Origin of the sequence: Burkholderia plantarii (genome assembly GCF_001411805.1) — a bacterium.
In the GTDB taxonomy this organism is placed as follows: Bacteria; Pseudomonadota; Gammaproteobacteria; order Burkholderiales; family Burkholderiaceae; genus Burkholderia; species Burkholderia plantarii.
Genome location: NZ_CP007213.1, coordinates 1,585,583 through 1,599,069, shown reverse-complemented (window position 1 = coordinate 1,599,069; position 13,487 = coordinate 1,585,583). Strand labels below are relative to the sequence as shown.

The 13,487-nt window shown below is 70.9% G+C and carries 12 protein-coding genes; 8 read left to right on the top strand and 4 right to left on the bottom strand.

Features of this window, described 5'->3' with window-relative positions; all coding sequences use genetic code 11:
• Positions 1-66 precede the first annotated feature (66 nt).
• Positions 67-1,380, bottom strand: a complete 1,314-nt coding sequence (locus bpln_RS24110; RefSeq protein ID WP_055140218.1) for a hypothetical protein — start codon at positions 1,378-1,380, stop codon at positions 67-69.
• Between the two features lie 125 nt (positions 1,381-1,505).
• Complete coding sequence (locus bpln_RS24105; RefSeq protein WP_171907273.1) at positions 1,506-2,465, bottom strand: LysR family transcriptional regulator; 960 nt, start codon at positions 2,463-2,465, stop codon at positions 1,506-1,508.
• Between the two features lie 320 nt (positions 2,466-2,785).
• On the opposite strand from bpln_RS24105, the gene bpln_RS24100 reads away from it, so the two are divergent.
• Positions 2,786-3,520 carry a class I SAM-dependent methyltransferase gene (locus bpln_RS24100; protein ID WP_055140217.1) on the top strand — a complete coding sequence of 245 codons (735 nt, stop codon included), beginning with the start codon at positions 2,786-2,788 and terminating at the stop codon, positions 3,518-3,520.
• Between the two features lie 67 nt (positions 3,521-3,587).
• Here bpln_RS24100 and bpln_RS24095 read toward each other — a convergent pair whose 3' ends face one another.
• Both bpln_RS24095 and bpln_RS24090 read right to left on the bottom strand, forming a co-directional pair.
• Positions 3,588-4,742, bottom strand: a complete 1,155-nt coding sequence (locus bpln_RS24095; protein WP_055140216.1) for a branched-chain amino acid ABC transporter substrate-binding protein — start codon at positions 4,740-4,742, stop codon at positions 3,588-3,590.
• Between the two features lie 324 nt (positions 4,743-5,066).
• A complete protein-coding gene (locus tag bpln_RS24090) occupies positions 5,067-5,468 on the bottom strand; it encodes a lysozyme inhibitor LprI family protein (protein ID WP_055140215.1) in 402 nt (133 codons plus the stop codon).
• Between the two features lie 560 nt (positions 5,469-6,028).
• Here bpln_RS24090 and bpln_RS24085 point away from each other — a divergent pair.
• Genes bpln_RS24085 through bpln_RS24055 form a run of 7 tightly spaced genes read left to right on the top strand, consistent with a single transcriptional unit; the run spans position 6,029 to position 13,222 of the window.
• Positions 6,029-6,709, top strand: a complete 681-nt coding sequence (locus bpln_RS24085) for a CDP-alcohol phosphatidyltransferase family protein (RefSeq protein ID WP_042627754.1) — start codon at positions 6,029-6,031, stop codon at positions 6,707-6,709.
• Entirely contained in the window at positions 6,706-7,515 is an 810-nt protein-coding gene (locus tag bpln_RS24080) for a HalD/BesD family halogenase (protein WP_055140214.1), read from the top strand. Before bpln_RS24085 ends, bpln_RS24080 begins: the two co-directional genes overlap by 4 nt.
• Positions 7,512-8,510 carry an HpnL family protein gene (locus tag bpln_RS24075; protein ID WP_055140213.1) on the top strand — a complete coding sequence of 333 codons (999 nt, stop codon included), beginning with the start codon at positions 7,512-7,514 and terminating at the stop codon, positions 8,508-8,510. The genes bpln_RS24080 and bpln_RS24075 overlap by 4 nt, the downstream gene beginning before the upstream one ends.
• Positions 8,511-8,557: 47 nt before the next feature.
• A complete protein-coding gene (locus bpln_RS24070; protein ID WP_042627751.1) occupies positions 8,558-9,325 on the top strand; it encodes a phosphocholine cytidylyltransferase family protein in 768 nt (255 codons plus the stop codon).
• Positions 9,322-11,007, top strand: coding sequence for a phosphoenolpyruvate mutase (gene aepX / locus bpln_RS24065; protein WP_055140212.1), 1,686 nt, complete (start codon positions 9,322-9,324; stop codon positions 11,005-11,007). The genes bpln_RS24070 and aepX overlap by 4 nt, the downstream gene beginning before the upstream one ends.
• Positions 11,004-12,155, top strand: a complete 1,152-nt coding sequence (aepY, locus tag bpln_RS24060; RefSeq protein WP_055140211.1) for a phosphonopyruvate decarboxylase — start codon at positions 11,004-11,006, stop codon at positions 12,153-12,155. The genes aepX and aepY overlap by 4 nt, the downstream gene beginning before the upstream one ends.
• A complete protein-coding gene (locus tag bpln_RS24055; RefSeq protein WP_055141199.1) occupies positions 12,155-13,222 on the top strand; it encodes a 2-aminoethylphosphonate aminotransferase in 1,068 nt (355 codons plus the stop codon). The genes aepY and bpln_RS24055 overlap by 1 nt, the downstream gene beginning before the upstream one ends.
• Positions 13,223-13,487 lie beyond the last annotated feature (265 nt).

Genomic DNA, 13,487 nt, shown 5'->3' with positions numbered 1-13,487 from the left:
TAGCCTCGCCGCGCGATCGGGATCCTTTTCACGGCGCCGCGGCGCCGCGGCGCCCGGCCCCGGCCGTCAGCCCCCGGCCGCGCGGAACCTGAAGCGCCCCTTGTTGCGCTCGAACACGTAGACGGCGCCGAGCGGCACCGCCGTGACGATCACCTCGGTCAGCACCGCCGCCACCTTCTCGCCGTAGAGGTTCAGCAGCGGCACCACGGCCACGCCCCCGGCGATCGCGTCGGCCACGTGGATGCTCATCACGCTGCTGGCGGCGCCGCCCACGATCATCCGCAGGTCGTCGAACTTGCGCTCGCCGTCGCCCACCATCACCCGCGTACACCGCACCATCGACCGGGTGCAGACGCGGATCACCGACAGCATGTGCAGCGGTGTCTTCACGAGATGCGTGACGAGAATCTGCTGGATCGCGCCGAGCACGCCGTCGATGCCGCCCTCGAGGCCGATCGCGCGGGCGCGTGCCCGGATCTGGTGTTCCTGGAAGCGGCTGCCGAGCTGGCTCGCGATGCGTTCGCGCCGCGCGTGGATGCCGGCGATCAGCCCGTGCTCGTCGCCGAACGGGCCGCGCACGGCGATGTCGTGGATCTCGTCGATGAACAGGTCGATCGTCTCCAGCAGGATCAGCCCGACCAGTTGCTGCGCGAGCCGGCGCGTGTTCGCATCGAGCGACGACGCGGCCATCGGGCTGGCCAGCCCGGCGTGGCCGGCCTCGGGCGCCAAGGGCGCCAAGGGCGCCGAGCGCGAGGCAGGCGGCGCGAGCGCGACGGGCGGCTCGGGCAACGCGGCGGCCGCGAGAGGCGCCGCCGGCTCGCCGATCACGAGCCGGCCGCTCGCCGCATCGACGTGAATCCGTCCCGAGCCGGCCTCGCTCGCGGCCGCCGCGGCGCCCTCGGCGGCCTCGCCCGGCTCGCGGAAGAACTCCTCCAGCGTGCGCTGGAACGCCTCGCGCTTGCACTGCTCGAAGATGTCGTCGATGCTCGCGGCGGGAATCGGCCGGCGCGCCCGCATTTCCTCGATCATCTGCGCGGTGGTCTTGTCGACCTCGAAGGTCGTCTTGAAATAGCTGGCCAGCTTCTCGCCGCCCTGCTCCGCGTGGTCGCGCAGGCGCCGCAGATCGGCCTCGAGGCGCGCCCGCACCTCCTGGTCGAGCCCGGCACGCCGGCCTCCGGCCTGCTGCGCGAGGCGCCCCGCCTGCTCCCGGCCCGCCGCGGCGATCCCGCGCGCCGTCGACGCCACGTTCTGCGTGAGCCCGGTCAGCGCGGCCGGCACCTCGACCCGATCGGCCAGCTCGCGCGCCTTCTGCCGCGCCTCGGCGAGCGAATGCCTCAGCCCCTCGCCAAGCGCCGAGGCCGGTTTTCCCGGCGTGTCCATGTTGGTCCCCCGTCGTCTGTTTTTCGTTTTCCCGACGACGCCTTAACGGCAGCGGCCCGCCGGTCCTTTAGGCGGGGTGGGCGGGGTGGGCATGAGCGCGCCGTCGGGCGCCGGCGCGCCGCCGCTCACCGCCCCCGATGCGGCACGGCATCGCGCTCGCAGGCCACCGCGACGGCCGTGCCGAGCCGCTCGCGCAGCGTCTCGACGGCGCGCGCCATGCGGCTCGACAGCCCCCATTCGGCGCGATGGATCAGCCAGAGCGTATCCACCACCGGCGCGCCGCACTCGATCACCCCGATCGCGTCCTGGCGCGCGAACGCCTGCCGCGCGTAGCGAGGAATCACCGTGAAGCCGAGCCCGCGCGCGACCGGTTCGAGGATCAGGCCGACCTGGTTCGTGAAGGCGCGGCGCGGCAGGCCGCGCACGCCGGGATTGTCGGGAAAGCGCCGGCTCAGCAGGCGGTTGGCCATCGCGATGCCGTCCGGATGGTCGATGAAGCCGAGCCGCTGCAGGTCGCTCCAGTCGTGCGCCCGTTCGCCGGCCGGCACCACGAGTTCGAGCGGTTCCTCGGCGAAGCGGCAGGCGGCGAGCCGTTCGTCGTCGGGCTTCAACGTGACGAGCCCGACTTCGTAGAGGTTCGACAGCACCGCGTCGAGCACCTCGCGATCGGGCGCAAAGCGGTGCCGCACCGCCAGGCCCGGCGTTTCGAGCTGCATGTCGATCAGCCAGGGCGCCATCGCCAGCCCGATGCTGCCGGGCGTGATCAGGCTGATCTCGCCGCAATCGGCGTCGGCCTCGGCGAGCCGGCCGCGCAAGCGCCGGTCGGCGCGCGAAAGCTCGGCGCAGTAGTCGAGCACCACGCGGCCGGTGGGCGTCACGTCGATGCCGCGTGGACGCCGGATCACGAGCAGCCCGAGCTGGTCCTCCAGATGGCGCAGATGCTGGCTGACGGCGGCCTGCGTGAGCCCGAGCCGTTCGGCCGCGCGCGTGAAATTGCCGGTGTCGACGAGGGTTTCGAAGGTGCGCAGCCACTGCGGGTTCAGCAGCGTGTTGCCGGCGACGAAGCCGGACGACGCGGTGGTCATGATCGGGAGCTTGGCGGGGATTCGGAGCGATTCAGTGTAGCAGCCGGGCGGCCGGCGCGGCGGCACCGCATGCGGGTCCGGCACGAGCCGCGCCCCCGCCCGGCCCGAACCGCGAGCCCGCCGGCTGCACCTGCCGCGCGCCTTTACACGCGCCGATCGCGCACAAAAAGACCTGCCTCAAGCCTTGGCTCGCCAGTTCTTGCGTTACGCGCTACGATCCCCGAGCATTCATGACATCGCCGCCGCCGCGTGGCGGGCCGAGCGCGCCCGCCGGGCGCCTGAGCGCGGAGCGCGGCGAATCGATCTCGGGAGCCCTACCGGTGACACAGAACATCTACGACGATCCGGCTTTCTTCGCCAGCTACGCGAAGCTGAACCGCTCGATTCACGGGCTCGACGGCGCCCCGGAATGGCCGGCGCTGCGCGCGCTGCTGCCCGACCTGCGCGAGCTGCGCATCGCCGATCTCGGCTGCGGCTACGGCTGGTTCTGCCGCTGGGCCGCCGAACACGGCGCGGCCAGCGTGCTCGGCATCGACGTCTCGGAGCGCATGCTCGAGCGCGCCGCCGCCACCACTCGCGACACGCGCATCGCCTACCGCCGCACCGACCTCGAACGGCTCGACCTGCCGGCCGCCGCGTTCGACCTCGTCTACAGTTCGCTGGCGTTCCACTACGTCGAGAACCTGCCCGCGCTGATGCATGCGATTCACCGTGCGCTGGTGCCTGACGGCCGGCTGGTGTTCTCGATGGAGCATCCGGTGCTGACCGCGTCGGCCCGCCCCGGCTTTCGCAGCGACGCCGACGGCGGCCGCTTCTGGCCGCTGGAGGGCTATCAGCGCGAGGGACGGCGCGAGGTGGACTGGCTGGCCGAGGGGGTGATCAAGCAGCACCGCACGCTCGGCACGCTGCTGAACCTGCTGGTGGAGTCGGGGTTCGTGTTCGAGCACCTGAACGAATGGGGGCCGACGCCGGCGCAGGTGGAGGCGCAGCCCGAGCTGGCGCAGGAGCGCGAGCGCCCGATGATGATGCTGGTGGCGGCGCGGCGCGCCCGCTGAGCCCGGCGGCGCGCCGGACTTCGACGCGCCGCCGGCCCCGGACGGTGATTGCCCGGGGCCTCGCCGATTACATCTTCACTTCGTCGACAAAGGTCTTCTTGCCGGCCTTGTAGCCGTACAGCGAGATCACGCCGTGCTTCAGGTCGCCCTTCGCGTCGAACACGGTCTCGCCGATCACGCCCTTGTGGTCGGTGGCCGGCATCGCCGCGAGGATCTTCGCCGGGTCGGTCGAGTTCGCGCGCTTCATCGCGTCGACGATGATGTAGACCGCGTCATACGAGAACGGCGCGTCGAACTTGATGATCTGGCCGAAGCGCTTCTGGTACTTGGCCTGGAACGCCGCGCCGCCCGGCATCGTCTCGATCGCGGCGCCCGGCTGCGAGCAGATCACGTTGTCGGCGGCCGGGCCGGCGAGGTCCGAGAGCTGCTCGGTGCAGACGCCGTCGCCCGAGAACAGCTTCGCGCGCAGGCCGAGCTGCCTGGCCTGCTTGGCGAGCGGGCCGCCCGTCGCGTCCATGCCGCCGTACATGATCGCGTCCGGGTTCTCGCCCTTGATCTTGGTGAGGATCGCGCGGAAATCGACCGCCTTGTCGTTGGTCGCGTCGTGCGAGAGCACCTTGATGCCGAGCGCCTTGGCCTTCTTCTCGAACTCGTTGGCGAGCCCCTGGCCGTAGGCGGTCGAATCGTCGATCACGGCGACCGTCTTGATCGCCTTGGCCTGCGCGTAGCTGGCGAGCGCCGGGCCCTGCTGCGCGTCGGTGGCGACCATCCGGTAGGTGGTCTTGAAACCCTGCTGCGTATAGACCGGGTTGGTCGACGACGGCGAGATCTGCACGATGCCGGCATCGCTGTAGATCTTCGAGGCCGGGATCGAGGTGCCCGAGTTCAGGTGGCCGACCACCGCCGCGACCTTCTCGTCGACGAGCTTCTGCGCGACCTGGGTGGCCGTGCGCGGGTCGCCCGCGTCGTCCTGGCCGTCGAGCTGCAGCGTGATCTTCTGGCCGCCGATCGTCAGGCCCTGCGCGTTAATCTCCTCGATCGCGAGGCGCGCGCCGTTCTCGTTGTCCTTGCCCAGATGCGAGGCGCCGCCCGTCAGCGGCTCGACGCTGCCGATCTTCACGATCTGGTCCGCCAGCGCGCCGGTCGCGGCCGTCAGCGAGAACAGCGCGGCGACGCCGAGCCGAATGACGTGACGCGCGCCGATCAGGGATGTCTGCTTCATATGCATGTGCTCCTCCGGATGAATGTGGGTGAAACGCGGGGGGTGACGCGGGGGTGAAGCGCGGAGCCCGGCGCCGTCGGGCCTCCGGTCGCGGCGCGCGTCCCGGAGTGCGCGCGCCGGCCCGTGCCCGACGTGATTGCGGCACCGCCGCGCCATGAGCCGCGCGCGGGGTCGGACCGCAAGGTCGGACAGTCTACTTGGATCGAAAGGAAAACCCTATGCCCGTGGCGTTTTTTTTGTTATCCGGCTATACAGCCCGGCAGCGTGGCGCGGGCGCCGGGCACATGGGCACGGCGCGCCCCGGTTTGCGCCCCGGTTCGAGCCTCAGTTCGTGCAGGCGAGGTCGCCTTCGGGACAGTGCAGATGGCTGTCGAGGCGCCGCGTCTGCGCGCGCGTGAGCGCGTCCAGGCACTGGCTGGCGACTATCGGCGCGGCGCTGCCGCCCGCCACGCCGCTCGCCTCGAACGCGCACTGGGCGTCGCGCCACGCCACCCAGTGGCGCTGCGCTTCCTTCAGCCGGCCGCGAGCCGGCTCGGCGACCTTCGCGACGAGCGCCTGATAGGTGTGGTTCAGTTGCAGGTCGGACTGCCGGTAGCGGCTCGCCGCGCAGTCGTCGATGGCGGTCTGGGTGGTGGCATCGGCCATGCAGCCGGACGGCGCCGCGAACGCGGGCGCGCTCGCCGCCGCCATCGCGAGCAGCGCTGCGCGGATTGTCAGGATTCTCATCGTCGCCGGGGAAATGGAGGGAAGTTGAAATGATCCGCGCGCGCCGCGTCGAATCCGGCGGCGGGCGCGTCCGAACGGCAAAACGGCACGCGGCGCGCCTTTATTCCGCGTCCGTTCCATGACGCGCACTATTCTTTCAATTTGCCGACAGCGCGACTGGCCCGCCCCCGGCGCCGCGCGACATTCCGGCCAGCGCCCCGAACCCGGCGCAGGCCGGGCCGCCGGTCACTGCGCGGCACGCAACACCGCGCAACACATTTCGCCGCTCGCCAACGGCTCGAAATCGGTCTTGGCGGCACCGCCCGGCACCACGAAAAACCGGCCACGCGCCCTGCCGGCTCCCCGCTCTCGCCCGTCCCGCAAGCCCGCGGCGCCCGACCGTGGCGCGGGCGGTGCCGCGCCGGCGCCACGAATCGCGACTAAACGCCTCAAAATTCGTCTCGCCATCCACCGTGGCGCGACATCGATCCCTTTTTGGTCAAACCCCGGCGGGACATCGTCATGTCAAAATCGAGCCCTGCCAAAAAGCAAATCGTTACAAATCCGTATATATTCCGCCGATGGACCAAAGAAAACTCATCGTGCCGCCGCCCCCACGCACCTGGGACGCACGGCTCGCGCGCCGGCTCGTCACGCCGCTCGTCGATACGCCCGTTACCCCGAATCACCTGACCACGCTGCGCCTGCTGATCGGCCTTGCCGGCGCGGTCTGCCTTGCGCAGGGCGGGTTTGGGTGGATCAACGCGGGGGCCTTCCTGATCGTGCTGTCCAATTTCGTCGACCACACCGACGGCGAACTGGCGCGCATCAGCGGCAAGACCAGCAAGATCGGTCATTTCTACGACCTCGCGAGCGACGCGGTGATCACCGTGGCGCTGTTCGTCTGCATGGGCGCGGGGATCGTCGCCCAGGGCGGCCGCATGTTCGCGCCGCCGGTGCTGCTCGGCACCGTCGCCGGCGCGGCCGTGGCGCTGATCTTCTTCCTGCGCATGCGGATCGAATCGCTCGCCGGCAAGGCCGGCACCCGGCAGGCGTCGATCGGCGGCTTCGAGACCGAGGACGTGCTGTACCTGCTGCCGCTCGTGACGCTGTTCGACGGTGTCGAGCGTTTCGTGTTCGCGGCCGCGATCGGCGCCCCGCTGTTCGCGGCCTGGGTCGTGATCGACTACTGGCGCATCGTGCGCCGCGCCGCCGTCCCGGCCGCCGCCAGCAATCCCACCGAAATCCAGCCGACGAAATGAGTACCCCCATCGAAGCCGGAACCGGGCCGCGCACCGCCTCCGCGGCCGCCGGCGCGAGCGCGCCCGCGAGCGCCGACCGGGCCGTGGCCGCCGCCGTGGCGGCGCTCGACACCGACCGCCTGCGGCAGGACTTCGAACGCCAGGGCGCGTTCATCTACCTCGACCGGTTCCTGCCGAAGGACACCGCCGCGCAGCTCGCCGGGCTCGCGCGCGCGCTGCTGCCGGACCTGAACCGGAACTACCTGCCGGGCCACAAGCAGGGCGGCAGCGTGAGCCGCCACACGATCGACGAGAAGGCGCCGTACATCGCCGAGCTGTACCGCTCGAAGGCGCTGCTCGGCCTGCTCGAAAAGCTGACCGGCGACACGCTGCAGGTCTCGCCCGCCGACGATCCGCACGCCTACGCGCTCTACTACTACACGAAGCCGGGCGACCACATCGGCTGGCACTACGACACCTCGTACTACGACGGCCGCCGCTACACGCTGCTGATCGGCGTGATCGACGACTCCTCGTGCCAGCTCGAATACGAGCTCCACACGCGCAACCCGGCCGTGCCCGACGAACCGGGCGCGGTGCAGATCGCCGACGGCGGCATCGTCCTGTTCGACGGCGACAAGCTGCGCCACCGCGTGACGCCCGCGCGCGAGAACGAGATCCGCGTCTCGCTGACCTTCGAGTACGTGACCGACCCGGGCATGCGTCCGTGGAAGCGCTTCATCTCGAACATGAAGGATGCGATCGCCTACTTCGGCTTCCGGCAGGTGTTCAAGCAGCTCGCGACGCGCCGCCCCACCCGCTCATGACCCGCGCCGGCCTCATCCTGCTGTCCATCGGGACGGCATTGTTCATCGCGTTGCTGTCGTGGCAAGGCTTCGGTGCCGTGGTGTCGACGCTCGCGACGGCCGGCTGGGGCCTCGCCCTGGTCGCCCTGTTCCACCTCGTGCCGATCGTGTTCGACGCGCGCGCGATCGCCGTGATGTTCCCGCGCGGCACGCCCGGCGTGTCGATGCTCGATTCGCTGTTCGCGCGCTGGGTGCTCGAATCGGTCAACAGCCTGCTGCCGGCCGGACAGATCGGCGGCCCGGTGCTGATGGCGCGCTACCTCTCGCAGAAAGGCGTGCCGATGCCGCGCGCGGCCGCGGCCGTGACGGTCAGCACCACCATGCAGGCGCTCGCGCAGATCCTGTTCGCGCTGGCCGGGATCGCCACCTTCAGCCTCGGCACCAACAGCGAGGCGGCCGCGCACCTGCGCACGCCGGCGCTGATCGCCACCGCGCTGCTCGGCATCTGCGCGGCCGGCTTCTATCTCGCGCAGCGGCGCGGCCTGTTCGGCCGCGGGCTGCGGATGGTCTCGAAGGCGCTCGGCCCGCGCGACTGGCCCTCGCTCGCCACGCGCGCCGACGCGATCGACTCGGCCGTCGGCGAGCTGTACGGCAAGCGCGACCGCGTGGCCCGCACGTTCTGGTTCAGCTTCGCCGGCTGGGTGCTCGGCACCGGCGAGGTGTGGCTCGCGCTGCACTTCCTCGGCCACCCGGTCGGGCTTGTCGACGCGCTGCTGCTGGAGAGCGTCGGCCAGGCGATTCGCGGCGCCGCCTTCATGATTCCCGGCTCGCTCGGCGCGCAGGAAGGCGGCTACCTGCTGCTCGCCCCGCTCGTCGGGCTGCCGCCGGACGCGGCGCTCGCGCTGTCGCTCGCCAAGCGCGCGCGCGAACTCGCGTTCGGCCTGCCCGGCATCCTGTACCTGCATTTCATTGAACGAAACTGGCAGCGGCGCCGTGCGCCGCAGCTCGCGGACTAAAGGCCCGCTCCGGGCCACGTAGCAACCAACATTGCGTGGAGTATTCAATGCGAGCCATCATCCTCGCCGCGGGCCTCGGCCTGCGTCTGCAACTGCCTCCCGAGGCGCAGTACCCGAAATGCCTGCTGCGCTTCGACGAACTCAGCCTGCTCGAACGGCACCTGCGCCTGCTCGAGTCGCTCGGCGTGACCGAGATCGTGCTCGCGCTCGGCTTCCAGTCCGAGAAGGTCGAAGCCGAACTGGCGCGCCTCGGCCGCCACGCCGAGATCGTCCTGAACCCGCGTTTCGACCTCGGCAGCGTGCTGACGGTCCATACCGCGGCCGACGCGCTCACGCGCGGCGGCGACGTGCTGCTGATGGACGCCGACGTGCTCTATGACGACAGCATCATGCAGGCGCTGGTCGCGAACCCGGACCAGGCCGTGGACCGCCTGCTGATCGACCGCGACTTCGAGGCCGGCGACGAGCCCGTCAAGCTCTGCGTGAAGGACGGCGTGCCGGTCGAGCTGCGCAAGCAGCTCGCGGTGGACCTGCAGTACGACATGATCGGCGAATCGGTCGGCTTCTTCCGCTTCAGCGAAGCCACCGCCAAACGCCTGGCCGAGATCGTCGCCGGCTACGTCGACTCCGGCCGAGCCAACCTGCCCCACGAGGAAGCCGTGCGCGACCTGCTGCTCGAAGGCGGCCGCGCGTTCGACATCGCCGACGTGACCGGCGCCCCGTGGATCGAAATCGATTTCCCCAACGACGTCGCGCGTGCCCGCGACGAAGTTCTGCCGCTGATTCAGCGCAATACCGTAGGAGCCGCACGATGAACGCACGCGAACCCAACTTCACCGAATCCCGCGCCGCGCGGCTGCGGCGCATGCTGACGAGCAACGAGCTCGAATTCCTGATGGAAGCGCACAACGGCCTGTCCGCGAAGATCGTGCGCGAGGCCGGCTTCAAGGCGATCTGGGGCTCGGGCCTGTCGATCTCCGCCGCGCTCGGTGTGCGCGATAACAACGAAGCGAGCTGGACCCAGGTGGTCGACGTGCTCGAATTCATGGCCGACGCGAGCGACCTGCCGATCCTGCTCGACGGCGACACCGGCTACGGCAACTTCAACAACATGCGCCGCCTGGTGCGCAAGCTCGAGCAGCGCGGCATCGCCGGCGTCTGCATCGAGGACAAGCAGTTCCCGAAGACCAACAGCTTCATCGACGGCGAACGCCAGCCGCTCGCCGAGATCGACGAGTTCGCGGGCAAGATCAAGGCCGGCAAGGATTCTCAGCACGATCCGGACTTCTCGATCGTGGCGCGCGTCGAGGCGCTGATCGCGGGCTGGGGCATGGACGAGGCGCTGCGCCGCGCGCATGCCTACGCCGATGCCGGCGCCGACGCGATCCTGATCCACAGCAAGCTGTCGCGCCCGGACGAGATCCTCCAGTTCGCGCGCGAATGGGGCAACCGCGCGCCGCTCGTGATCGTGCCGACCAAGTACTACAGCACGCCGACCGACGTGTTCCGCCAGGCCGGCATCAGCACCGTGATCTGGGCGAACCATCTGGTCCGCTCGTCGGCCGCGGCGATGCAGGCCACCGCGCGCGAGATCTTCGAGAGCGAGACGCTCGTCAACGTCGAGGATCGCGTGGCCACCGTCAACGAGATCTTCCGCCTGCAGGACGCCGACGAATACTCGGCCGCCGAGCGCCTCTACCTGTCGTCGTCGTCGCGCTCGTCGAACTCGGCGCTGGTGCTCGCGGCGAGCCGCGGCTCGGGCCTCGAGGCCGTCACCGAGGACAGGCCGAAGGTGATGCTGCCGATCGCCGGCAAGCCGCTCCTGCGCTGGCTGGTGGACGGCTTCAAGAAGGAAGGCGTGAACGACATCACGGTGGTGGGCGGCTACCGCGCCGACGCGATCGACAAGTCCGGCATCAAGCTGGTGGTCAACGAGCGCCACGCCGAGACGGGCGAGCTCGCCTCGCTGGCCTGCGCGGCCGGCAAGATCAGCGGCGACACCGTGATCTCCTACGGCGACCTGCTGTTCCGCAGCTACATCCTGCGCGACCTGGCCGAGAGCGACGCCGAGTTCACGGTGGTGGTGGATTCGTCGCTGACCGATTCGCCGAACCAGAGCGTGCATGACTTCGCGCTGTGCTCGGCCGCCGACGACCGCGGCCTGTTCGGCCAGAAGATCACGCTGCGGCGCGTGGCGAGCGACGCCGGCAACGGCGCGCCGCACGGCCGCTGGGTCGGCCTCCTGAACGTGCGCGGCGCGGGCGTCGAACGCCTGAAGGCGATGATCGCGACGCTGCAGGCACGCCCCGACTTCGACCAGCTCGACATCCCGGCGCTGCTCAACGCGCTGGTGGAAGCCGGCGAGCAGATCGCGGTGCAGTACGTCCACGGCCACTGGCGCGGCGTGAACGACCTCGACGAATTCCGTCGCGCGGGCGACTTCGCGCACGGCCAGACGCCGCTCGCGAGCGGCACGGCGGTCGGGGACGCGCAATGATCGAGGCGGCACAGTTCGTCGAGGCCGCGCGCGAGCGCGGTTTCGACTGGTATGCGGGCGTGCCCTGCTCGTACCTGACGCCGTTCATCAACTACGTGCTGCAGGACCCGACGCTGCATTACGTGTCGGCCGCCAACGAGGGCGACGCGGTCGCCATCGTGGCGGGCGCGACGCTCGGCGGCAAGCGCGGCATCGCGATGATGCAGAACTCCGGGCTCGGCAACGCGGTCAGCCCGCTGACCTCGCTGACCTGGACGTTCCGGCTGCCGCAGCTGCTGATCGTCACCTGGCGCGGCAAGCCCGGCGAGCACGACGAGCCGCAGCACGCGCTGATGGGGCCGATCACGCCGCAGATGCTCGACACCATGGACATCCCGTGGGAGCTGTTCCCGACCGAGGCCGACCAGATCGCCCCGGCGCTGGACCGCGCGATCCGCCACATGGACGAGACCGGCCGCCCCTACGCGCTGGTGATGCAGAAGGGCAGCGTGGCCGCCTATCCGCTCAAGGACGCCGCGATGCCGGCGCCGCGCACGCACGCCGTGGCCGCCTCGGCCCGGCCCGCCGCGGCCGAACTGCCGACGCGCCACGACGCGCTGGCCGCCGTGATCGCGCGCACCCCGCTCGACTCGAGCGTGGTGCTGGCCTCCACCGGTTTCTGCGGGCGTGAGCTCTACGCGCTCGACGATCGCGCCAACCAGCTCTACATGGTCGGCTCGATGGGCTGCGTGACGCCGCTCGCGCTCGGCCTCGCGCTGGCGCGCCCCGACCTGACCGTGGTGGCCGTGGACGGCGACGGCGCCGCGCTGATGCGGATGGGCGCGTTCGCGACGCTCGGCGCCTACGGGCCCGGGAACCTGGTCCACGTGCTGCTCGACAACGGCGCGCACGAATCGACGGGCGGCCAGTCCACCGTCTCGCCGTGCGTGTCGTTCGCCGGCGTGGCGGCGGCTTGCGGCTACGCGTCGGCGCGCGAAGGCGGCGATCTCGGCGTGCTCGACGCCGTGTTCGCCGAGCCCGCCGACGGCGCGCGCTTCGCCGGCGTCACGATCCGCACCGGCGTGCCCGACGGCCTGCCGCGCCCGACCGTCACCCCGGTCGAAGTGAAGACTCGTCTGATGCGCCACATCGGCGCGGGAGCCCAATGATGCTGCTGCTGAACCCCGGCCCGGTCACGCTCACCGAGCGCGTCCGCCAAAGCCTGCTGCAGACGGACCTCTGCCACCGTGAAAGCGAGTTCTTCGATCTCCAGGACGAGGCGCGCGCGCGCCTCGTGGCCGCCTACTCGCTCGATCCTGCCGAATGGCAGGCGGTGCTGACGACGGGCTCGGGCACCGCCGCCGTCGAAAGCATGATCGCCGCGCTGGTCCCCGAGGACGGCAAGCTGCTCGTGATCGAGAACGGCGTGTACGGCGACCGCATCGCGCAGATCGCGAAGCAGTACCGGATCGCGCACGAGGTATTGAAGCACGAGTGGATGGAAGCGCCGGACCTGGCCCGCGTCGAGGCCGCGCTGGCCGGCGACCGCGCGATCACGCACGTCGCCGTGATCCATCACGAGACCACCACCGGGCGCCTGAACGCGCTCGGCCCGATCGCCGGGCTGTGCCGCAAGCACGGCGCGCGGCTGCTGGTGGACGGCGTCAGCAGCTTCGGCGCCGAGGCGATCGAGTTCGGCGACGACGTGCTCGACGCGGTGGCCGCCACCGCCAACAAATGCCTGCACGGCGTGCCGGGCGCGGCGTTCGTGATCGTGCGCGGCGCGGCGCTGGCGCGTGCCGCGAGCCGCACCTATTACCTCGACCTGGCGCGTCTGGCGAAGCTGCAGGCGCAGCGCAACACGCCGTTCACGCCGTCGGTCCACGCCTACTACGCGCTCGTCGAGGCGCTGCGCGAGTTCGAGGACGAAGGCGGCTGGCAGGCTCGCCACGCGCGCTACCGCGCGCTCGCCGACCAGGTGCGCGACGGGCTCGCCGCGCGCGGCATGTCGCTGGTGCTGCCCGACGGCGAATCGTCGGTGGTGCTGCGCGCCTACACGCTGCCGGCCGGTGTCGGCTACGAGACGCTGCACGACGGGCTGAAGGCGCGCGGCTTCGTGATCTACGCGGGCCAGGGCGGCCTGTCGGCCTCGCTGTTCCGCGTCTCGACGATGGGCGCGATCACGCCGGCCGACATCGACCGGCTGCTCGAGGGCTTCAGCGCGCTCACGCGCTGAGCCGGCGGCTGGTCGGCGGCTGGTCAGCGGCGAACTGCCGTTCCCCATCGAGACGGCCAACGGGCAGGCAACGCCCGCTGGCCGTTTTTTCTTGCCGGCCGGCCGCGCTCGCGGCGTGCATCGGCACCGGCATCCGTACCGTCATCCACGGATGGCCCGCGCGCCGCGCTCGCGTTTGCCCGGGCTCGCGGCGCGCGGGCGATCCTTTAGAATCGCGACACGTATCGGCCTCTGCCCGCCCCCGCCCTCCGGCGGCCGGCCCGCG